The organism is Nostoc sp. DedQUE04 (genome assembly GCF_034530995.1).
Classification (GTDB): Bacteria; Cyanobacteriota; Cyanobacteriia; order Cyanobacteriales; family Nostocaceae; genus Nostoc.
Genome location: NZ_JAVRCA010000058.1, coordinates 34,820 through 55,685, shown reverse-complemented (window position 1 = coordinate 55,685; position 20,866 = coordinate 34,820). Strand labels below are relative to the sequence as shown.

General features: G+C 39.6%; 20 protein-coding genes and 1 pseudogene. 12 read left to right on the top strand and 9 right to left on the bottom strand.

What is annotated here, in order from left to right:
- The first annotated feature begins 211 nt into the window (after positions 1 to 211).
- The 6 genes from RM049_RS29890 (at position 212) to RM049_RS29865 (ending at position 2,375) form a co-directional block, all read left to right on the top strand.
- Complete coding sequence (locus RM049_RS29890; RefSeq protein ID WP_322706738.1) at positions 212 to 490, top strand: BrnT family toxin; 279 nt, start codon at positions 212 to 214, stop codon at positions 488 to 490.
- Positions 453 to 731: a BrnA antitoxin family protein gene (locus tag RM049_RS29885; RefSeq protein ID WP_292732080.1), complete on the top strand. Its 279-nt coding sequence runs from the start codon at positions 453 to 455 to the stop codon at positions 729 to 731. The genes RM049_RS29890 and RM049_RS29885 overlap by 38 nt, the downstream gene beginning before the upstream one ends.
- Before the next feature lie 197 nt (positions 732 to 928).
- A complete protein-coding gene (locus tag RM049_RS29880; protein WP_322706737.1) occupies positions 929 to 1,270 on the top strand; it encodes a hypothetical protein in 342 nt (113 codons plus the stop codon).
- Positions 1,267 to 1,668: a type II toxin-antitoxin system tRNA(fMet)-specific endonuclease VapC gene (gene vapC, locus RM049_RS29875; protein ID WP_322669743.1), complete on the top strand. Its 402-nt coding sequence runs from the start codon at positions 1,267 to 1,269 to the stop codon at positions 1,666 to 1,668. Before RM049_RS29880 ends, vapC begins: the two co-directional genes overlap by 4 nt.
- A gap of 247 nt (positions 1,669 to 1,915) precedes the next feature.
- Entirely contained in the window at positions 1,916 to 2,239 is a 324-nt protein-coding gene (locus RM049_RS29870; RefSeq protein ID WP_322706736.1) for a hypothetical protein, read from the top strand.
- Positions 2,229 to 2,375: a hypothetical protein gene (locus tag RM049_RS29865; protein ID WP_322706735.1), complete on the top strand. Its 147-nt coding sequence runs from the start codon at positions 2,229 to 2,231 to the stop codon at positions 2,373 to 2,375. Before RM049_RS29870 ends, RM049_RS29865 begins: the two co-directional genes overlap by 11 nt.
- A gap of 36 nt (positions 2,376 to 2,411) precedes the next feature.
- On the opposite strand, the gene RM049_RS29860 is transcribed toward RM049_RS29865, so the two are convergent.
- From RM049_RS29860 to RM049_RS29850, 3 genes are all read right to left on the bottom strand, one after another.
- Positions 2,412 to 3,455 (bottom strand): M42 family peptidase, encoded by a 1,044-nt coding sequence (locus tag RM049_RS29860; protein WP_322706734.1) that lies wholly within the window; start codon positions 3,453 to 3,455, stop codon positions 2,412 to 2,414.
- A 13-nt stretch (positions 3,456 to 3,468) separates the two neighbouring features.
- Positions 3,469 to 4,536 carry an SGNH/GDSL hydrolase family protein gene (locus RM049_RS29855; protein WP_322706732.1) on the bottom strand — a complete coding sequence of 356 codons (1,068 nt, stop codon included), beginning with the start codon at positions 4,534 to 4,536 and terminating at the stop codon, positions 3,469 to 3,471.
- A 305-nt stretch (positions 4,537 to 4,841) separates the two neighbouring features.
- Complete coding sequence (locus RM049_RS29850) at positions 4,842 to 6,236, bottom strand: S-layer homology domain-containing protein (RefSeq protein ID WP_322706731.1); 1,395 nt, start codon at positions 6,234 to 6,236, stop codon at positions 4,842 to 4,844.
- 1,534 nt (positions 6,237 to 7,770) lie between these two features.
- Between RM049_RS29850 and RM049_RS29845 the strand changes: the two genes are divergently transcribed.
- On the top strand, positions 7,771 to 8,976 hold the full coding sequence (locus tag RM049_RS29845; protein WP_322669737.1) for a histidine kinase: 1,206 nt from the start codon (positions 7,771 to 7,773) through the stop codon (positions 8,974 to 8,976).
- Positions 8,977 to 9,034: 58 nt separating this feature from the next.
- Here RM049_RS29845 and RM049_RS29840 read toward each other — a convergent pair whose 3' ends face one another.
- Together RM049_RS29840 and RM049_RS29835 are read right to left on the bottom strand one after the other, a co-directional pair.
- Positions 9,035 to 10,060, bottom strand: a complete 1,026-nt coding sequence (locus tag RM049_RS29840) for a PleD family two-component system response regulator (protein ID WP_322697629.1) — start codon at positions 10,058 to 10,060, stop codon at positions 9,035 to 9,037.
- A complete protein-coding gene (locus tag RM049_RS29835) occupies positions 10,048 to 10,248 on the bottom strand; it encodes a hypothetical protein (RefSeq protein ID WP_322702094.1) in 201 nt (66 codons plus the stop codon). The genes RM049_RS29840 and RM049_RS29835 overlap by 13 nt, the downstream gene beginning before the upstream one ends.
- 457 nt (positions 10,249 to 10,705) lie before the next feature.
- On the opposite strand from RM049_RS29835, the gene RM049_RS29830 reads away from it, so the two are divergent.
- The gene (locus tag RM049_RS29830) at positions 10,706 to 10,966 is read left to right on the top strand and encodes a chlororespiratory reduction protein 7 (RefSeq protein WP_322669736.1); all 261 of its coding nucleotides are present in this window, start codon (positions 10,706 to 10,708) and stop codon (positions 10,964 to 10,966) included.
- 346 nt (positions 10,967 to 11,312) lie between these two features.
- On the opposite strand, the gene RM049_RS29825 is transcribed toward RM049_RS29830, so the two are convergent.
- Positions 11,313 to 11,882 (bottom strand): DUF2854 domain-containing protein, encoded by a 570-nt coding sequence (locus RM049_RS29825; RefSeq protein ID WP_322669735.1) that lies wholly within the window; start codon positions 11,880 to 11,882, stop codon positions 11,313 to 11,315.
- 76 nt (positions 11,883 to 11,958) lie between these two features.
- Here RM049_RS29825 and RM049_RS29820 point away from each other — a divergent pair, with 76 nt between their 5' ends.
- Both RM049_RS29820 and RM049_RS29815 read left to right on the top strand, forming a co-directional pair.
- The gene (locus tag RM049_RS29820; RefSeq protein ID WP_322706730.1) at positions 11,959 to 12,105 is read left to right on the top strand and encodes a hypothetical protein; all 147 of its coding nucleotides are present in this window, start codon (positions 11,959 to 11,961) and stop codon (positions 12,103 to 12,105) included.
- Positions 12,106 to 12,293: 188 nt separating this feature from the next.
- The gene (locus RM049_RS29815; RefSeq protein ID WP_322669734.1) at positions 12,294 to 12,467 is read left to right on the top strand and encodes a hypothetical protein; all 174 of its coding nucleotides are present in this window, start codon (positions 12,294 to 12,296) and stop codon (positions 12,465 to 12,467) included.
- 129 nt (positions 12,468 to 12,596) lie between these two features.
- Here RM049_RS29815 and RM049_RS29810 read toward each other — a convergent pair whose 3' ends face one another.
- Together RM049_RS29810 and ppk1 are read right to left on the bottom strand one after the other, a co-directional pair.
- The gene (locus RM049_RS29810; RefSeq protein ID WP_322669733.1) at positions 12,597 to 13,013 is read right to left on the bottom strand and encodes a response regulator transcription factor; all 417 of its coding nucleotides are present in this window, start codon (positions 13,011 to 13,013) and stop codon (positions 12,597 to 12,599) included.
- A 161-nt stretch (positions 13,014 to 13,174) separates the two neighbouring features.
- Positions 13,175 to 15,384: pseudogene (gene ppk1 / locus RM049_RS29805) on the bottom strand (polyphosphate kinase 1).
- An 857-nt stretch (positions 15,385 to 16,241) separates the two neighbouring features.
- Here ppk1 and RM049_RS29800 point away from each other — a divergent pair.
- The gene (locus RM049_RS29800; RefSeq protein ID WP_322669732.1) at positions 16,242 to 16,649 is read left to right on the top strand and encodes a hypothetical protein; all 408 of its coding nucleotides are present in this window, start codon (positions 16,242 to 16,244) and stop codon (positions 16,647 to 16,649) included.
- A gap of 731 nt (positions 16,650 to 17,380) precedes the next feature.
- Complete coding sequence (locus RM049_RS29795; RefSeq protein WP_322706729.1) at positions 17,381 to 17,812, top strand: hypothetical protein; 432 nt, start codon at positions 17,381 to 17,383, stop codon at positions 17,810 to 17,812.
- Positions 17,813 to 17,882: 70 nt separating this feature from the next.
- Here the strand turns inward: RM049_RS29795 and RM049_RS29790 are convergent, their stop codons facing one another.
- Complete coding sequence (locus tag RM049_RS29790; protein WP_322706728.1) at positions 17,883 to 20,783, bottom strand: hypothetical protein; 2,901 nt, start codon at positions 20,781 to 20,783, stop codon at positions 17,883 to 17,885.
- Positions 20,784 to 20,866 lie beyond the last annotated feature (83 nt).

Here is a 20,866-nt window from a genome sequence, read left to right as displayed (position 1 = left end):
GAAATAACAAATGGGTACTCCGAAATAACAAATGGGTACTCCGAAATAACAAATGCGTTGGCGTAGCCCAACCCAGGCATCGCAAAATCATTGCGCCTACGTTATCGCTCAACCCAACCTACGCAAAATCAGGTTTTTATCTCTAACACCGAGCGTATTGGGATATTATGCAGGATAATAGAGATGGTTCAATTAGCGTGTCTAAATTTTCATGCAGTTTGAGTGGGATGAGGCGAAAAATTTAGAGAATCTTCGCAAACATGAAATTGATTTCGCCGATGTTCCTGAGATGTTTGAAAGTCCAATGCTAATTGAGTTAGACGATCGTTTTGATTACGGAGAAAACCGTTGGTTCGGTATAGGTTTTCTCGGCAACGGTGTAGCCGTTGTAGTTTGGACAGAACGCAAAAATAATGTGATTCGGATCATTTCAGCACGAAGGGCAAATCGGTATGAGCGACAAAGACTTGAGAAATACCTCTCGTACTAACTGGACAGCATTGGAGTCAATGAACGATGAAGAAATTGACTACTCTGACATTCCACCATTGACAGAAGAGTTTTTTCAGAAAGCTACTCTCCGAGTTCCGGCACCTCAAGCACAGCAATTGGTACAGATTGAGCCAGATATACTAGAGTGGTTTCAAGCTCAAAGCGGAGAATATAAAACCTTAATCAACTCTGTTTTACGTCGTTACATTGAAAACTGTGACGAACAGCCAGCATTATAACAATTCAAAATCCAATATTACACCAGAACTTCCCCTCGATTAGATGACAATTTATATTGGGTGGGTATTGCTTAATATTTCCTCAAAAGCGCGATCGCAAAAATAACAAATGTGTTGGCGTAGCCCAACCCAGGCATAGCTAGATTAACTTTTGATTATGAAAGTAAAATGAAATTATCCTCCACCTGAGCTACATCATGGTTGTCCCAGAACTCGAACAACAACTCCTTCAGCTTTCACCTGATGATAAATTGTATATTATCCAACTCCTGGCACAAAGCCTGACTACAGACAATAACAATACTCAGCCTGTGCAAACAAGCAAAATATCAGAATTATTCCGTCAATTTCCCGTGGCTGAATTACCCGAAGAATTTGACCTTACTCGATTACTAAAAACCCTCATTGAGTCCCTACAACCAACAACTCTAACCAAAATAGCAGAATATCCTTTGCCTCAATTTTATGGATGTATCCAAGATGAAACCTTCTTCCGTCATCCTCAAGAACAACAACCAGAACGCGAACCAATCCTGTGAAATTTCTGCTCGATACTAACACCTGCATTATCTATATGCGTGGTAAAAATTCCACTTTAAAACAGAAACTAGAATCCACTACCATTAAAGATATTGCCGTTTGCTCAATCGTCAAAGCTGAACTATTTTATGGCGCAATGAAAAGTGCCAACCCACAACGGAATCTTACTTTACAACAACAATTTTTAGCCCAATTTAGATCGCTACCCTTTGACGATTTAGCCGCAACGACGTTTGGAACAATTCGCTCTCAACTAGAAGCATTAGGTACTCCCATTGGCGCGTATGACTTACAAATTGCCGCGATCGCTCTGACAAATAACTTAACCCTTGTCACCCATAACACTAGAGAATTCCAACGCATTAATAACTTGTTGATTGAGGATTGGGAGATATAGCGATCGCTGAAATCACAATTGCGTTGGCGTAGCCAAACCCAGGCATTGCACCCTTGTTTTACCTGAAACTGCCACTGGGCGATCGCCTGAACAACCTTTGCAATTGTTAGAGTTTGACAAGCAAGCGGCATTAGGGTTACTTGTCAGGGACAAACTGTGATTCCTTTCTGGTGCGATGCCTACGGCGGGCTACACCAACGCGTGCATCAAATTATTATTTTATTAATTTAAGTTAATATTCAAATTTATGAATAGAGCTAATACGAACAAATATGAGAATTATGAAATTCTTAATTTAATTGGATATGGTTTAGCTAAATTTGATATGGATTTTGTTAGAGAATTTAGTTTTCAAACTAAGCAAGAGTTTTTTCTTTATCTTGTAAACACTGGTATTGCTAAAACTGTAGGAACAATAAAAAATAGACAAGATTTATTTGATCCTTTTTTTGACAATGCAAGAAAAGGATGGTGGCAAAAGGGAAATACATATATTCATCGAAAAATACTAATTGATTCCCTCTTTGGTTCAGAAGATTATAAATCTTATGCAAATATTGATGGCGAGTAGCTGGTCTCTCAAACCTTCAATTATCAAACCAGTTTTGACTACCATAGATAAAGGACTAGCGATCAAAAAGTTAGGGCGACTCGAAGAGCCAGACCTTCAGGCTTTGCAAAACCTTTTTCTGACTATTTTGGGTTGATATGCGATCGCTCTCTCCATTAAAAGCCTGGAACTATCACTCAAACTCAGTTTCGCAGAAAGCTTTTAACAAATCGATACAATTAGCGATCGCTCCTAAATGAGCAATTTCATATCCATGTGTATTTTGGGTAGGAAATGCTAAACACGCAGCACGCCCAACATGTCCGAATTTCATGGCAATGGAAGCATCGCTACCAAACCCACTCAGAGTTGTTAACTGCACTGCCATATCCAACTGTTTAGCACTATGGCGCAGTTGTCCATTTAACCCCTCATCATATATTCCATAGGCATCTTGAGATAAAAGTACAGGACTTTCCCCATCTTTAACAGGATATTCCTCAGATAATGGACAAATTTCTAAAGCAATCAAGGCATCCAAACGTTGATTTTGCGTGAAAAATAGCGCCCCAATTGCTCCCACTTCTTCTTTTGCTGAAGCTACTAAATAAACATCAACTACTGGCTGTTTCAGGTTTTCAGCCAAAGCTAACAAAATCGCCACAGAAGCTTTGTTATCCAAGGTGTAACCAGCAATATGATCCTTTAACCGAATTGGACGCTTGCGATGCTTGCCAATCACCATTCTAGTTCCAGGTCGAATACCAGCTGCTTCTAATTCAGCAGATGTCAGCTTCGTTTCAATCCAAGCATTTTCCCACTTAACAGTAGTATCTTCCTGCTGGACTTTTTGGGGCGATTCGTGGGAAACGTGGCGGGAACCAAAGCTGAGAATACCGTTGATGGTTTCGTTATCTCCCAATAAATCGACAACGCCTTCGCCATAAACCCACGGGAAAGAACCGCCGAGTTTGCTGACTTCAACACGACCTTCATCACCGAGAATCTTGACAATTGCACCAATTTCGTCTTTATGTGCTGTGATGGCAATCGCTCCGTCTGGATTTTTCCCAGGAATTTTCGCAATAATATTATCGGCGCGATCGCACCAGACTTCTACACCCAGCGCTGTAAATCGTTGCATCAACAACTGGTTAATCTCAGCTTCTACACCACTAGGGGAATGGTGCATGACTAATTCTTCAATAATTTCAAATAAGCGATCGTAATCCCACATCAAGACAGTTAGTTTAGTTTTCGACTGTTATATGAGACAATTGTGCATCAACAACCCGACCTGCTGACCTTTTTTGTTGACGCTTCAGCACTCCTACCGCACCAAAAGCACCAAGGGCTAAAATACCCAAGTCGATCGCAGGTTCAGGAACAGACTTCGCCTCAATCGCCGCCAGTGCAGCGTCTGCTACTAACTTATGAGCACCTGTTGTTGGATGTACAGAGTCAAAGAACAAATAATCGTTTGGTTGAGAACATACACTGATGATTGTCTGGAAATTCCCTACTACACAAGGGTTAGTCACATCTTTAAACCCAAACTTCCCTGGATTTGCTTGTACTTGATTAAATAGGGAAAACACATCCACAGAGATCAGATTCAAGTCAGAGTTATTAGTAAATTTGTCTAGTTCCTCTGCTAATCTCGTGTTATGGTCATTTGTTAAGGCAGTCAAGTTGCTAGAGAGACCTGTAGCGGATGCAAAAGGAATCTTGCCTAAATCAGGCAAGTTAAAGACTAAAATATTTTTTGCACCGGATGAGGCAAGTAACCCTACTGCGTTTGATAAATTCTGGACTGTTTGCTTTGCATTCGTAGCTTGACCAAACACATAATCATTTGCACCTCCCCATACAGCATAAAGGGCATTTGGATCGAGCTTCTGATTGGCTTGTATAATAGGTTGCGTCAACAAGGCGACTTGCTCTAATACTCCCGGTAACGGTGCATTCGGAACAACAGCATTGCCTTGACCAGAACTAGCACCACCCACAGCAAAGTTAATACCTTGGTTGGGAATAGTAGGATTTAAAGTAATGTATGGAGAGGGTTTTAATCCTAGCCGATCTCCAAGGTAGTCTACCCACACTCGATCGTTGGAAAAACGCCCTTGAAAGTACGGTGGATTTTGGGGAATGGCTGTTGTTGGAGCGACTAAACCATTAGTAGCAGCGAAAACATTGCCAGTATCAGAAAGGCTGTCGCCAAATACATAAAATTTGTCAAAACTCGCAGCACTTACTCTGAGCGGCAACATGAAAGATAAGAAAACAAATCCTGCTGCTACAGCTTGTTTTTTCATATTTGTTTTACCTGCATTATTTTTTAGTTTGTTTAAAAGCAATCAAAAGGCGAAAGTCTGACAACTTGTCTTTACTAAGTACGTCTATTAAGTTAATTTACGTTATTTTACTTAACTATGCCTCAAAATTTCATCAAACACGGGTAAAAACGCTGAAAATACTTAGATTTACATTTTCTTGATGAAAAACAGGTCTATTACAAAAAAATGGTCAAATTTATATGTTATGGCGTGGGAATTGCACACTTTTATGCTTGCGATCGACTAACTGCGACAGAATGGTGCAACCCTTCCTCTTCATAGCTTTAACTTTGCTTTAATTTCAAAGCCTCAGTAGCCGATACACCCTCACCTTGACTGCCGAAATACCACAAAGCCGTAGCAGCCTCAGCACGAGTTACTGGTTTTTTGGGTTGAAACAGAGTCGTATAACCAAACACCCGGCGAATATTCGATTGTTCGCCATTCTGATAATCAGCCAACACTGCTCTTAAAGCCTTCGGGTCAATTTTCGCTACGTCTTGGAAACCCCAGGTTTGTTTAACCGCATCTAAGTTAGCAGAGGGTAAAGCTTGGCGAGTATCTAAGGGTAATTTCCATAGCAGCAATTGTTCTCGCGTTAGAGGTGCATCAGGACGAAACAAAACTACTGTAGAATCTCCAGACAAAGGACTAGGAATTAAGCCAGCCTCAGCCAATCCCTGAATTGCAGGAAAATCAGGATCTTTTGCTGACACATCACTAAAAGCTGGTTGAGTACTTTCTGATGCCAAGCGAATCTGTTTAGCTGGATTGTTGGCATATACAGCATTGTTAGCAGCAATTAGCCAACGAGCATATTCTCGATGTGTAACGATTTTACTGGGTTCAAACTGATTAGTTGTGGTAGTAGAGTTGCTCTTAGTTGTCTTTGTTTCTATAGATAAAACACCTAATGCAGCCAAGTCCTGGATATGTTGCTGCCATTCTTGTGGTGCCTTATTCAGATCGTTGAATACCTGAGATTTAGAGGAGGCTGTAGGGATTGTTTGGTTATTAGCTGTACTTGGTGGCTGTGCTGCCGAGTTTGTCGGTAGTATTGGGCCAATGAACTGTGAATTTCCCGGTTGAGGAACGGCGTTAGCAGTTTCGTTAGGATTTGTAATTGAAGTAGGTTGTGCTGTTGCAGTACTATTCGGTACGTAATCAATCAGTAATTCAGTGGCTGTTTGGGGTTGATTGGGTGTGGCGTTAGTAACTGATTTGGGCTGAATGGAAACCTTTAACAGCAAATCGCTGCGACGCGCCTCAAAAGTGTTTCCTGTATCATCTGTCGGCTGTTGTAAAATCTGCCAGTTATTTGTTTGAAACTGGCTGCGATAAAAACTAGCAATAAAATTACTGGGGTCAGAACTTAACCAACGAGTTGAGATTTTGTTTTCTGAGCCGCTAGCAGGTGTAACTTCCTGTAGCTTGGCATTGGAATATAGTGGAATATCTTTAGGAAAATCAACTGGTAACTGAACAGTTGATTCGTTTTGCTGTGCTTGCGGTTGGTTACTCTGAGATTCTCCAAAGACAACTGGATTGCTTTGCAGTTTTGGATCTGCCGCCAAAGATTCCTCAAGGTTTTTGGCGACTGGACTATTAGCACAAGCTGTTAACGAAGTGAGTATAACAGCCCAAATTAGAAATACAGCTGGACGTTTACAGGGAAGCACAGGAAATCACAAATTGAGTTTCAATTCCTACCCTAGCGCAGACTGTCCATTAAATGGGAATGAGGCATGGGACATGGTTATTCTCCTTTATTCCCCTGCTCTCCTCTGACTCTCCATATCACCCAAAAACACTACCGACTCACTACGTCTTCTTCGTAAATGTCTATTTTGGTGATGATGTCTCTAAAAATGAGTAAACGGTAGCAAAAGCTACCGTATTGTCTTCGTTTTACAGCCATTAGGTTTTGATAATTCCTATGCTTATTTATAGAGTTCCCTAAAATTCTGGAAAACTAACATTTTTGGGAAAAAATATAAATAAACCTGAAATCATTGCTAGATAATAGTTTTATAATTTCAGAGTTCTTAGTCAGGATTTTAGTATTTAGATAAGAGTCACCAACTACAAACCGAGCGATACTAGATTGTGAACCAATCTTTTAGAGAGTTATCTAAATATCCAAGTTGTAGAGTAGATAACTGCTCAAAAAACAGTTTAGCTAGCAAAAGCTTGAATCTACTTCCATATGCACTAGTTGTAACGCGATGCCTACGCCAAGCAACTGAAGTGATAGACTTGGAATAAAGCTCCCTTTAGCCTCACCCAAAGAGGGGAATAGATCGAGTTCACTAACACTGGCTGACAATCGATTCTGAAAATTATTCATCTGACGATGGCAATGTGAGTCAGGCAATAGCTGAAAAATGCCAGTGTTAAACAATTCCAGTAACTTAGCGTAAGTTCGTTATTCTTGACGATTGGGGTAATTAGGTAAAGCAGTCAAGTGTCGCAGCAGTTTCTTTAGTATCTCTAAATTGATTTTCTGGAGAAAATGCTACTTGTGCTGTAGTCAAGAATTACTTGACAGCCTCGAAAGCAGTGAGTGCTTTCTCTAAAAGTGCGTAGTTTACCGCCGTAGGCATCGCCTCTATGTTATCCAAAACTTTCCCTCAATCAACCCATCCCCTGTTATTCTTGGATAGGGCTGTGGTTCTTTTAGGAAAGCTGGAAGGTGCGCTTCGCAAGTTATAGAAATAGTACATAGTTGGCTTTGGCTGTTTTTCCCAATCCTAGTTAATGATTGGCTTGAGGCGAAAAAGACACTTCATCAAATGCACTGGCGGTTGAAAAAACCTCTACAAACTTGGTCTGAACAGTTAACACCTTCCTGATAGATTAGATACAATTAGCATCTGTGTTTTCTTGGGCGATCGTTTGCTCAAAGCGAGTATTCAAATTGACATGGTGCTAGACTAGCCGAATTGACATAGTATTAAACCTTTCACCTGCTGGCTCTGGCGAAAATTTTTGATTCAGGGCAAATTAAGACTTATATTCAAGAGGCTTGGGTGTTTATTGGAGATGAAGTTCACCAAAAGGCAGCAAAAGGCAGAAAAAGACACGTTTGATGTCAAAAACGCAGATCGGATAGGAGTATGAAAATCTAAAATAGATATTAAGAAGAAAAAACAACGACCATCGACAACCGTCAGTCCTTTTTACTTTCTGTAAAGCGTCACCGGGTTGTTACCAGTGCTGAAACACGATTACATGCAAGTTTCCCAGGATCAGCCTATTTATTCTGAGGCTCCACTCCAGCTGTTACTGTTTGTCGATGGACGTCCCAAGTCCCGTCAACAGGTGCAGCGAATACGTGCTTACTTAAAAGAGTTGCAGGTTGAGTATAGTTTTGAACTTCAAACTATTGATGTTGGTCAACAACCTTACTTAGCAGAACACTTTAAATTGGTAGCAACGCCAGCTTTAATTAAAATTCACCCGGAACCACGGCAGGTTTTGGCTGGAAGTAATATCATAGCGCAATTGAAAAACTGGTGGCCTCGCTGGCAAGCCGCTGTAGACGCCTATTTGAAATTACAGGAAGACTTACAAGAACGGATAGACGATAATGCTAGGGTGACATTACCCAAATCGACTATCCGTTCAGTTGCTGTTTCTGCCGAACTGATCCGACTCTCAGACGAAATTTTTCGCTTAAAACAGGAAAAAGATAACCTCCAAGAGCAGCTACAGTTTAAAGATCGGGTGATTTCGATGCTGGCACACGATCTCCGCAATCCCCTAACTGCCGCCGCGATCGCCATCGAAACTCTCCAATCTAACTACAATTTAGAAACAGGCCAATTTCAGCGCCTTAAACCATCATTAACGGCGCATCTATTAAAACAAGCCCGTAATCAAACTAAGATCATCGATCGGATGATTGCCGACCTTTTGCAGGTAGGTCGGGGCAAAGATACTGAGTTTCCAATTTTACCACAAAAATTACAGCTAGGTAAACTGTGCTTAGATGTACTAGAAGAATTGTGCGATCGCTACACCGCTAAATCCCAAGAGGTCGAAACAGATATTCCCAACGACTTACCTTATGTATATGCTGACCCAGAACGCATCCGGCAAGTGCTGGTGAATCTGTTGGATAATGCCATCAAATACACCCCAGAAGGTGGCAAGATTAGCATCGCCGGATTACACCGCACTACCCAAAAAGTTCAGTTTAGTATTGGCGATACTGGGCCTGGTATTCCTGTAGAGAATCGCGATCGCATCTTTGAAAACCACTTCCGCCTGCAACGGGATGAAGGTACAGAAGGTTACGGCATTGGTCTTTGTCTATGCCAACGCATCGTTCTGGCACACTATGGCCAAATTTGGGTGGATTCTGCCCCCAATAACGGAGCATGGTTTCACTTCACACTGCCAGTTTATCCTTCTTAGGTAAGGATATTGACAAATGACCAATGACCAATGACTAATGACAAATGACAAATGACAATTAAGAACTTGAGACAAAGCGATCGCGTCCCCCGGCCTTTGCTTGATAAAGTGCTTTATCTGCCAGCACAATCAACTCTGAAGGTGAAGATTCCCAAGTCGGGACAACAGTTGCCACACCCATACTGAGAGTGACGTGCTGACTCACCGCAGAACCGTCATGAACAATTTGCAAATCTTTGATTCCCGCTCGAATTGCGGCGGCTACGTGAAGTGCGCCAGATGCAGGAGTGTATGGCATAATCACAGCAAATTCTTCGCCACCATAACGCGCTACTAAATCCTGATGTTTTTGTGCCTTAAGGCTTAAGACAGCACCCACCTTTTGTAAACATACATCCCCTGCCGGATGGCCGTATTTATCATTATAAAATTTAAAAAAGTCGATATCACACAAAATCATTGACAAAGGAAATCCCTCTTGTGCGAGATTAATCCATTGAGTATTGAGATAATCGTCAAAGCGGCGACGATTAGCTAACTCAGTTAAGCCATCTACATTGGCAAGGTGATGCAAAGCTTCGTTTGCCGCCTCTAACTGTTTGTATACTTGTGCTTGCTGTAGCAGTCGACGCAACCGCTGGCGTAATACAGGCCAGTGAATTGGCTTAGTGACATAATCAGTCGCTCCCGCTTCAAAAGCACGGTTTACAGATTCCTCATCGTCCAAGCATGTGATCATCAAGATGGGAGTGCGCTCCCATATCTTGGACATGACCGTATTGTTAAGAGTCGAGTCAGTATCAAAGGTGGCAAGGGCTGAGATTAAATTATTCCTAGCAATCTGGAGCAAGTGCTTACAGCAGGTAAAGCCATCCATCACAGGCATTACAGCATCTAGCAAAACTATATCGGGTTTGATAGTCTCGTAAGCATCTAAACATTGCTTACCATCATTGACCTCGACTACTCGATAACCTTCTTGTTCCATTGCTTTACGCAACAATACCCGGATGGTCTTGTCATCATCAGCCACTAGAATCAGTGGTGGTTGCTTAGAAACAGAAAATGGGCTTATGCCTGACATGAGTTGCCTTCCACTTGCGGGATTATCCTGAAAAAGGCTGTGCAACTCAATTGCATGGGGGCGATCGCTATTTTCATCAATGCCAGGATTTGCGGCAAAGGCGTGTCTGGCTTCACAATCAACTGTTTTTTGACAATGGACTGCCCAATGTTGTTGGGCCAAGCAAGCGGTAGATAAATAAGTTGCATAGACAATCTGTAATTTGAACGCGAAGGCAATTGCTGCCTTTTTGTTCAGCGATGGTTATGGGAGAAAATGTTACTTTTATATTTCCCTATTGTTAAAGTCAAATTACAATTTTTTTGAGAATTACAAATACATACCCTAATTATTTAGTTATGTAGTTAGTTTATAAACCCAGTGAGACAAGGAAAAGCAATCGCTAAAGTCCCCTTAGAAGATAGCTAATACTAAATACTAATATCACTTGACTGAAATTTATTTAGTCTATCCGACAAGGTTTGCTGAGGTTTAGTATAATTACATAAGATTGAGAGAAAACTTAGTGCAAAACTTTATTTTCAAGTGACTTCATAACCCTTTCGTTCTAGCCACAAACCGTCCAAAATTAAAGTTTACTACACAAACAAGCAAAAGTTCTTCCAAAAACCATTCAAACCTATTGACATTCGCTAAATCTTTAAAATGCCAGACTCATTAATGTACCAGCAGGATAATTTTGTTGTTCTAGAAACAAATCAACCCGAACAATTTATGACATCATCAGAGCTATTAGAAAAGCTCAAAATAACTCTTCAACAACTCATAATTCAAGATTTACCGCCTGACTTGCAAAAGTTTAATACTGTGGAAACTCAAGCCCAATATTTAATTGACACTAGTTGCGAATTAGACATTGGCCCTGGAAAATATTTACAGTGGTACGCAGTTCGTTTAGAAAAGTAACTTTTTGGTAAATGTAAATGTTTAAGAGAATCCCAAAAAATATCTTAATAAAAAATTTCTGACTACCTCCCCGACTTTTTGAAAAAGTTGGGGAGTTAAATCTTGGTTAAAGGAATTCTCCAAAAAGAATAATTACTAATTCATAATTCATAATTCATAGTTCAAGACACTGTACACCAATCCATACTGCTCATCAAAAATTTGGTGGTAAATAAGAGCATGGAGCCTACAGACTCTACCACTAATTATAATTATGAACTATTAATTATTTTGACTGTTGCAAAAATATGGGTAACAACAAGTCATAAAGGTATGAAATTTGGGTAACGATAATTTTTGCTCTTGACTATTGACTACTGACTAGTGATTCTTTTTGAGTATTGATTAGCGCTAGCTCAATTGTATTTTCAGATGGCTGCGTTATTTGAATTTCCAAACCAGGGCCAAAATAATTGGTCATTTTTTCATGCTTTTTTTGCCACACATCAATCGGTATTAGCGGTGAATCAAATTCTAAAATTAGGGCATAGCTCCCATTAACTTCCGTTTCTCGTATCCCTGTCACTGTTGGCCGCTCCTGGTCAGTGGGACTCAAACCCAGAAAAGAAAGTGTTGTATCTAGATGAGCATCTTGACCGTAGCAATATCGGGTGATGTCTTTGCGAATTTTATTTTGCGTATCAGTTGCTTGCTGCTGGCGCAGTCTCAATGCTGATGGTGACGTAGTTTGGGTAAATGGTACTGGCTTAAGTTCATTCGCTTTTAGTGCCAGTCCTCCCAATAGTAGAGGAATCCCGTAAAAAAATCCGACAAGATTGAGTGTGGCATTATTATCAGCATAGGCGACAAAGCCAATGATGGTTAATATGCCGCCGATAGTTAGACCGAGTGTTCCCAAAGAGATTTGGCGTAGCATGAGCTTAAATTAGGATAAAGTCTGAATACCTTAGTTTTATTATCATCGGCTATGAGCAACAAATTAGGAAAGAACATTGTCACCAGGTGCTAGTGTTCAACTAACCTTAAATTGCCATATTAAGATGGTTAGAAACCGCACGCCAGTTGCTCAAGAGTGGGAAGGGAACACACCAAGAGCGAATAAGTCAGGCATTGTCGCTCAAAACACTGGCTTCGTTTAAACGAGACTTTATCCACCTTTGTCTTTGTGGTTTTCAAACACTCAATTTATCCTTAGTCCATATTCGCACAGCATCACGCAGGGAAGGCAAGTGGCACTAAGTTGACTACTAAGGGTGTATAGTGTCCCAGAATATTAGATTTTGCGTTAACTTTAAATTTAAAGGTAGTTAAAGATAGGAAAAAAATAATGGATATACAGACTATAAAAGAACGAATTGTCGCAGTTCAAAATAAACGCGATTACCTATTAAGCTTACTGGAGCAACCAAACCTGGGAACTTTGAGAATAGATGTAAATCAGGCTTTGGAAGAACTGGATGAATTAATTGATGAATTTACACGCACCATTCCGGCAGAGTAAAAATTATTAAAATTTACGTCGGTTTAACCTCAACTTCCGGCTAGACCGACGTTCTTCAGTAGTATCATGTCTTCAAATCCCCAAAATTAAACTAAGCTTGAGTTGGCGAAGCAATAATCACTGGATTATTTATCCTGCCACTGAACCATCTCCTGCACGCTGACCTAGCTGCCTAACCAAGGCAATAAGTTCGCTTGTAGGTACATCTTTCTTGCAAACGTTATCAAAGCTAGACATTGCCTTTTGCCCATGAAAATTTACGTCTTCCACTGAGGAGTAAGCAAGTATCTGGGTATTCGGAGATATAGCTTTAATGTGACTGGACGCACTCCAGCCATCCATGACTGGCATCTGTAAATCTAGAACAATTACGTCAGGATGGCAACGTTTAACCATTTCTATAGCTTCTTCACCATTACTGGCTAAACCTACTACTTGAATATTTTCCTGGCAAGAAAAAACCAATTGTAACGTTAAACGAGTCAGTTCGTGGTCATCAACTACTAAAACACGCAAGGTAGAGAGCTCGCAGGATAACATTAACATTGACGGGAAAGACAAATTTATTCAGAGTAACCCCTCCAGTTTATGAGAACAAGTGCCAGCACTGACTCTATCCTATGGTTGAATAACTTGTGTGAAACTATGTAAACAACTTAGACAACTGCTCAAAAAATTCAATTTTTCCAAAAAAAAACTAATTTGAGCTAGTTGTCAAGGTATAAGTAACTTATTTTTTTATCAATCAGGTTGGGACTACACCAGTTGAGCGTAATGCCATGTTCATGAGAATTTTTTGTGAATTAGCTTCTGGAGAATCATCATAAGGACGCCGTTGAATGTAACTACCATCAGCTTGTAATTCCCAAGCTTGGCGATTATCTGCGAGCATAATTCCCATAATTTCTTGCAAATCTTTAGCAATATCTGGATCTTTTACTGGGGTAATTACTTCGACTCGGCGATCCAGGTTGCGGCGCATCCAGTCAGCACTGCCAATATAGATTTCCTCCTGTGTATTGTTATGAAAATAATAAATCCGAGAGTGCTCTAAAAAGCGACCAACAATACTGATGATGCGAATATTTTCACTAATGTCTTTGATTCCTGGGCGTAAACAACAAACACCCCTAACAATTAAGTCGATTTGCACTCCGGCGCGGGAAGCTTCATATAAAGTGGCAATAATTTCTGGATCGACTAGGGAATTCATTTTGGCGACAATCCGTCCAGAAAATCCATTTTGAACATTTTCGATTTCGCGGTGAATTAATGCCAAAAAGCGATCGCGCATATTCACAGGCGCAACCAGAACCTCTCGATAAGATTTTTGCAGGGAATACCCAGTTAAGAAATTAAATAAATCTGTAATGTCAGCACCCAATTCTTCACGGCAACTAAACAATCCTAAATCTGTATAGAGTCGTGCTGTTTTAGGGTTATAGTTACCAGTCCCAATATGCACGTAGCGACGTATGCGGTCTTTTTCGCGCCGTACCACCATGACGGTTTTACTATGGGTTTTTAGCCCGACTAAACCATAGACAACATGAACTCCAACTCTTTCTAGGCGTTTTGCCCAGTAAATATTATTCTCCTCATCAAATCGTGCCTTTAATTCCACCAGCACAGATACCTGCTTGCCATTTTCAGCAGCGGCAATTAAGGCGTTGACGATGGGCGAGTCACCAGAAGTCCGGTAAAGGGTCATCTTGATGGCTAACACATTCGGATCGTAGGCAGCGTAGGTAATAAAGCGCACAACTGTAGCCGAAAAGGATTGATAGGGATGGTGTACTAGTAAATCCTTTTCCCGAATTACAGCAAAAAAGTCTTTTCCTTCGTCCGTCTCCAGCGCATCTGGGTCTAAACTCGGTTCTCTCAGCCTTTGCAGGCGTAACGGTACAACAGATTGGCGTGGTGGATCTTTGAGTTCCGGCAATGGTAAGGACATAAAGTACATTAAATCCCGCAGTCCCAAAAGACCATCTACCTCGTAAACATCACTTTCTGCTAATTCCAAATCATGTAATAATCGCGATCGCACTATTTCTGGAGTCTGGGATTGAATTTCTAGCCGGACTGGACTTCCACCCAAACGCCGTTTTCGCAATTCCTGTTCGATCGCTAACAACAAATCATCTGCTTCATCTTCTTCTAAGACTAAATCGGCATCACGGGTAATGCGGAACGGATGATATTCTTGAATGTTCATCCCTGGAAATAGAGATTCCAAGTTATGAGCGATCGCCTGTTCTAAAGGTACTCCAGTCCAATGGGCAGGTTTTTCGCTATTCTGATCTCCCAACTCAGGCGGTATCGGTAAAAATCGTGGGAGAACACTAGGGACTTTGATTCTGGCAAAAAATTCTTCTTCGGTGTCTGGGTTCTTGACGACAACAGCCAGATTCAGACTGAGATTAGAAATAAAAGGAAAGGGATGACTAGGATCGACAGCCAGAGGAGTCAAAACTGGAAAGATTTGTTCTTCAAAATAGCTGTTGAGATGAGTCCGCTGCTTTTGATTTAAATCTATGTAATTCAGAATATGAATGCCATGATTTACTAGTAAAGGACGAAGCAGTTCCTCAAAATGTTGGTGCTGTTTGTTGACATGGGGAGTGAGGGCAGACCTAATATCGTCTAGCTGTTGTTGTGGTGTGCGACCATCAGGAGTTAACAGGCTAACTTTTGCCTCTACTTGTTGCTTTAAGCCAGCAACGCGCACCATAAAAAACTCATCTAAATTAGAGTTAAATATTCCCAAAAACTTAAGACGTTCCAGAAGTGGGGTGCGATCGTCACAGGCTTCATGTAATACCCTGGCATTAAATTCTAACCAGCTTAACTCTCGGTTAAGATAGTATTGTGGATCGCTGAGATTGATGGGGGTAGCGCTTTTTTTAGATTTTGCCATAATGACCTAAAGGCAGTCAGATGTAGCCCATTCAACTGGGGGACAATAAATATAGTAAGTTAAATGGGGCTTGAGGGTAACGCTAAGGCAATTTTTTGCTGCGCTTACGATCTACCTCGCTACTGGGAAAGGACAGACATCATAACTTTCAAAAATCTATTGGTATTTAAATAACTGTAGTCAAAGACTCAAAAATTAACTTGTGTAGGCACGAAAGCCAACATTCCTAAGAAATTTTTGGGTGTTTTGCGCGTAGGCATAGCCCGTCGTAGACATCGCCTTGGCTATCTTCCAGATAACCACCCTAACCACCTAACCTATAACTAGATTTTATAGCCGTTTTCAATTTTATGGAATATGGTGTTGGCGTATAGTTATCTGCCCTTTGAAAATATTGCATCCATACAATAACTGCGATCGGACTGGGATTCAAATCGTTGCCCACAGCATATTACCTATAAAGATGCACTTAAGATTTAGCAAAGAGATGACATAGCCATATCTGACAAGTTTTAACGAATTATTAAGCAGTATTTACAGAGTATTGGAGTGTTGTAAGCAGTCTAAAGGCTTACCTCCAATCCTTGATGGATTTGGCTTTCCAACATCAAAAATTTGGTAATCATTACTACAACTTTTATACAGGCATTTATTATGCATAAGCCTGACTGCAACTCTATTTTTATAAGGTATTTGAAGCTTTTATTCAGAGCTACACCAATACTTCCATCTATTAGTTTTTTTAATTTGTGACCTCTGCAATTTTAAAAAATTTCAGTATAATCTCTGAGATATTTCTGGCAGGCAATGGTTATATTGATAACGTAAAGAAAAACAACACGGGGAGTTTGTTAATCATGAAAATTTCTGCGATCGTTAAAGGAAGCATCTGCTTGTTAGGTTTGGTTGGTGTTGGTAATATCCTGGCTGCACCAGCAAATGCAGGACAAGCTTCTGCTCGTGGTGCAGTTACAATAGTTAGACCATCAGGTGCTTCTCTCAGCGTCAGTGGTGAGTTGGTTGCAGCTCCGGGTACAGACTTTACCGCACTAGATGTTGTCGTTAATGGTAATTCTGCTCCAGGTACAAACCAAGAAGTTGTCACAGGTCTCACATTAACTCCAACTAGTGCGGCATCTTCAGTCACACCTCCCACCACAATTTCAGCAGCTATTGCAGCAGCTATTGCAGCCAATGCTCCTACAACTGTTGAAGATTTAGCAACCCTTGTCAGAGCAGCTGGTGTTGGTGGCGGTTTAGAGTAGATTGAATTTTTGCTTCGTAAGTACTTACAAAAATTTTAACAACTGACAGAACAGTTGAATAAATTAATAGATCATAGGGAGGAGAAATAGCAATGCTATATCTGTTCCCTATATTTATTTTGTGGCTCAGATTCCCGACTTTTTCAAAAAGTCGGGAATTTTGTTATATGGGTCTTTCGTAGAGAGGCATAGCTAGAGTCATTGGTGTCAACTAAACGTGAAGGCTGGTAAGCAAGAATGCTTTGAGACATTATCTTGTTCCTAGTCTCTTGACTGGAAAGGCATATTTTGTCCACCTCAAGTATTGAGGTAGAGCCGCAATGACAAGCATTTCCAGCTAGAGACTGGAAGCGAGGTTTTAAAAGGTTTTACGTTTAAACTCAGTAAAGGCAATTCATGAATTGCCCCTACTGAAAACTAGGATTTTAGTCCTTTATTGAATTGCCATCTAACTCCTCATCAATCCTTTACATAGCTTTATTGATATCAATATAAACCCTGAAACTCTCACTAAATATTGAATAGAGAGCTTGCGTAAAAATACGAAGCCTCAAAATGTCCATTTTTCACAAAACGCTCCCAACAAAGGTTTTATATTTTTATACACTGAAAGAATAAAAGCCCAATAACAAAAGGTTCTGCCTCTACTTTTGCTAGTCGAGGTTAATTTTGCACTATCAAGCAAAATCTGGAAACAAGCTAAGGCGAAGAACATGAGGAGTTCATAAAACATGAATAGCTTATCCCAAAAATTACCTATAAGTCTTCGAGGAAGTATCTGTCTATTAGGCTTAATAAGTGTAGGAAACTTTTTAGCCGCACCAGCAAACGCACAACAAGCTACTGCTAGTGGTGCTGTTACTCTTATTAGACCTTCTGGCACTTTTCTCAGTGTCAGTGGCGAGGTAACTTTACCTTCTGGCTCTTACTTTAACGGAGGTGTAACAATTTCTCCTACTTATGGAGGTATCGCAGGTGGAAATGAGGAAACGATAACTAGTCTGACTATAAGCCCAGGATTAGTTCAAACTACTATACTCTCTAACCCAAACTCATCTATTGATACAACAGCAAACTTATTAAAAAATACTACTTCTGTTGAAGATTTAACAACTGTAATCCGAGCAGTTGGTGGTAATAATGGCTTAGGTGGCTTAGATTAAACATAATTGACAAATTAAAAACCTTATATCCCCGACTTCTTTGATAAGTCGGGGATATTTTACGATGCTATCAAAATCGATAACCACCTTGAAGCTGTAGGTCAAATCCATTCTCGCCTGTACCAATTTGAGTTTCTATAAACACACTATTGTCTGGAAAATTATGTCTTAGAATAACTCCATAATTGAAGCCAGAAACTCGGCTGCTCAAACCTACATTATTAATAGCATAATTTTTAAAATAAACGCCAGCAGAAAGATGTTTGCTAATTTTGTGTAAACCCTGAAATTGAAAGAAAAACTCTTTACCCATCTCCAAATTTGTCTTGAGGTTCAAACCATGACTAGTACTAAATTCTCCATTAAAAAGACCTAGAAATTCACCATTGCTATTATTCTCAACAAAAGCAATGCCAGGAGCTAAAGAAAAACCAAAATTCCTTTCTTGATGCTGATATAAATAACTTAAATAAGTAGAAAAAGGATTATTTTTATTAGAAGCACTATTCCAATCAACTCTCAAGTATGGTACGTGAGTGTTAATAGCTACAGGCCTTTTGGCTGAATTTAACCGCACATCAGTTTTAATATAGTTAAGAAGTATATTAGTATAGAAACCTAATGTTGGTTCTTCTATTCCTAAATTATTATTAGAAACGCCTGGGGCTGAGTTAGCATCTATATTAAACCATGTTCCTACATTAGCACTATAATTAAAATTTCCAGAAGAACCTGCTGCTAATAATTCAACTGTCGGCAATGAAAGATAACCGTTAAAGCTATTAAAAGTAACACCAATTTTGTCAACTCTAGTGAGTTCCATATAATCGAATGCTAAATCGGCTGCTCGCGCTTGAATTGGTACTATTGTCGAATCTGAGGAATTAAATTTTTGTACAAATTGTTGTCCTTGGGGACTTGTCAAAATTACTTCGGCAGCAGATGATTGGTTAATAGGATCAATAGAAGTATCAGTTAAAGGAATCGGAATACCAATGTAAGTCAGAGGGCCAAAAGTTTTATTAGAAAGCCTTAAATCAGAAAAGAATGTATTACCTTCCTTTAAAATAGAAATATCTCTTCCAAGAAATTGAACTGCTCGTTTGTGGTTTCCCGTTCTTATTTGTAAAATACTAGAGTTCTGAGGAGTGACTTGACTAGGAAATGTATAAGTTCCAGATACCTGCTCTAGTCCACTAGATGCATTAGCATAAGATAAAGTGCGATTCAGCCTGTTATTAATTTGTCTTCTTTGTTCAGATGTAGCAGTTGTACTTAAAGAAGTAAAGCCTTCTCCATCCTTAAATTTTTGTCTAGCTTCTTGTAGACCTTGTTGAATATTATCAATTTGAATAGCTTCAAAAACTTCACCTAATAACAAACCTAATGTAGAATTTACTGATTGAATAGCATCAAGACTAGTATCGCTGAATTTAGCTGTCAGAGATAATCCTGGAGCAGAAAAAATATTAGAATAAGTAGCCTTGACTGCAACTGGATCGTATTGAATTAAACTGCGATTATGAGGACGGCTAACATATAGCCTATGCCAATCTGAACTTTCTTGAGTTTGAGATAGCGTCTGAAATACAGGTTGTCTTCTCCCTAAAGATAACCACATTAAAGAGTTAAAATAATGAAAGTCTTTCTCCGATTGAGAAAGAAAAGGATTGACTGCTACATTTAATAAATCATAGTTATCAAATTTGCCAAGTTGAGCAACCTTAATACCTGGTAAGGAAGAGATAGGAGCATTAAAACCAAAACCTTCTCCTGTCAAGATATTTCCCCAGGAGATACCAGTGGCTTCTAGGGCACTATTAGGAATGATTTCGCCTATCTTGAGTTTGACATTTCCATCATCTAGTAAAGGCTGTATATTCGTCGTTGGAAAGCCTTGCAAAATTTTGGGGGCATTGGCAGCATCTAAAGCTTGAAATAAAGCTTGTCCACCATTAATACTCAAAGTAGAACCACTACCAATAGCTGGAATAGGATTTCTTAAAACTGTGACATTAGGATTGTTTGAGTCAATTCCACTATTAATGGTAACTCTGCCAGCAGGTATCCCTTCAAGATTTACCAATTGTCCAACTATTGAGGTTATGGAAAAATTTTGAGTATCAACGTCTCCAAATAAATTCTGAAAATCTGTAGGTATAGCGAACAGAGTTTGCAATCCCCAAAATGCCTGTTGTGAGGTAACATTTTGGGTGATATAAGTATTAGTTTGTCTTCCTTGAGAGATGATACCGACTTGGGAGCCTTTCGTTTCAACTACTATTCTATTGCCATCGAGAACCCAGTAAAACTGGTCAGTCTTGGGAAATTTGGCATAAGTAAATTTATCAATAATCTGATTCTCTCCAGAAAATCTTATTCTTATATCTGTATCTATATAATTTTCATTTTTATTTGGCTTAAATAATTCAGTGGAAAAAGTAAGGTTATCTGTAGGGTTAATAATCCAAGGATACTTGTTGGCACTAAATGTTAGAGCATCAATAATTATTGTCTTTTGGATTGCTTGTGGTTGCTTTTTTGTTCGGCGTAGTTTTTCTATTAGTATTTGTTGTTGGGGTGTGTATGGTTTTGACGGATTTGAATTTGTTGATGGCTGAATTGTATTTGGTTGAGGCTTTTCTCGGTCTTCTTCAGGTAGCTGGGGAGGCTTTTCTTTGTATTCTTCAATCGGGATAACGTCAGCAATGATGAATTTGCGTAACTGTTTTGGCTTCTCTAAGTTAGAGTTAGACTTTCTTAAAGCCTGTTTTAACAGTTCTTGGCTTTGCAAGTTATTTATTTTTCGATCTGAATTTATTAATGACTTGTTATGATTAGCGATTAAATCAATATTATGCCTGTCTATGCTTAGAGCGATCGCAGATAATTTAATAAATACAATTTTGTATAAAATTGTTGAAAATAACAAACAAATACCAAGAATTTTGATATGTTTTCTGAATCTCATTAGGGAGATATTGATAGTTCTTCGATTTGAATTTTTCAATGGTTTCAAAATAATTTTTTTGGCTATTCAAACTATTGAGCATT

Bases quoted from the DNA above. Each gene is read 5' to 3' on its own strand.
- RM049_RS29890 (WP_322706738.1), top strand. From the start codon at position 212: ATGCAGTTTGAGTGGGATGAGGCGAAAAATTTAGAGAATCTTCGCAAA.
- RM049_RS29885 (WP_292732080.1), top strand. From the start codon at position 453: ATGAGCGACAAAGACTTGAGAAATACCTCTCGTACTAACTGGACAGCA.
- RM049_RS29880 (WP_322706737.1), top strand. From the start codon at position 929: ATGGTTGTCCCAGAACTCGAACAACAACTCCTTCAGCTTTCACCTGAT.
- RM049_RS29870 (WP_322706736.1), top strand. From the start codon at position 1,916: ATGAATAGAGCTAATACGAACAAATATGAGAATTATGAAATTCTTAAT.
- RM049_RS29865 (WP_322706735.1), top strand. From the start codon at position 2,229: ATGGCGAGTAGCTGGTCTCTCAAACCTTCAATTATCAAACCAGTTTTG.
- RM049_RS29860 (WP_322706734.1), bottom strand. From the start codon at position 3,455: ATGTGGGATTACGATCGCTTATTTGAAATTATTGAAGAATTAGTCATG.
- RM049_RS29855 (WP_322706732.1), bottom strand. From the start codon at position 4,536: ATGAAAAAACAAGCTGTAGCAGCAGGATTTGTTTTCTTATCTTTCATG.
- RM049_RS29840 (WP_322697629.1), bottom strand. From the start codon at position 10,060: ATGTCAGGCATAAGCCCATTTTCTGTTTCTAAGCAACCACCACTGATT.
- RM049_RS29835 (WP_322702094.1), bottom strand. From the start codon at position 10,248: ATGCAACTTATTTATCTACCGCTTGCTTGGCCCAACAACATTGGGCAG.
- RM049_RS29830 (WP_322669736.1), top strand. From the start codon at position 10,706: ATGCCAGACTCATTAATGTACCAGCAGGATAATTTTGTTGTTCTAGAA.
- RM049_RS29825 (WP_322669735.1), bottom strand. From the start codon at position 11,882: ATGCTACGCCAAATCTCTTTGGGAACACTCGGTCTAACTATCGGCGGC.
- RM049_RS29815 (WP_322669734.1), top strand. From the start codon at position 12,294: ATGGATATACAGACTATAAAAGAACGAATTGTCGCAGTTCAAAATAAA.
- RM049_RS29810 (WP_322669733.1), bottom strand. From the start codon at position 13,013: ATGTTAATGTTATCCTGCGAGCTCTCTACCTTGCGTGTTTTAGTAGTT.
- RM049_RS29800 (WP_322669732.1), top strand. From the start codon at position 16,242: ATGAAAATTTCTGCGATCGTTAAAGGAAGCATCTGCTTGTTAGGTTTG.
- RM049_RS29795 (WP_322706729.1), top strand. From the start codon at position 17,381: ATGAATAGCTTATCCCAAAAATTACCTATAAGTCTTCGAGGAAGTATC.
- RM049_RS29790 (WP_322706728.1), bottom strand. From the start codon at position 20,783: ATGAGATTCAGAAAACATATCAAAATTCTTGGTATTTGTTTGTTATTT.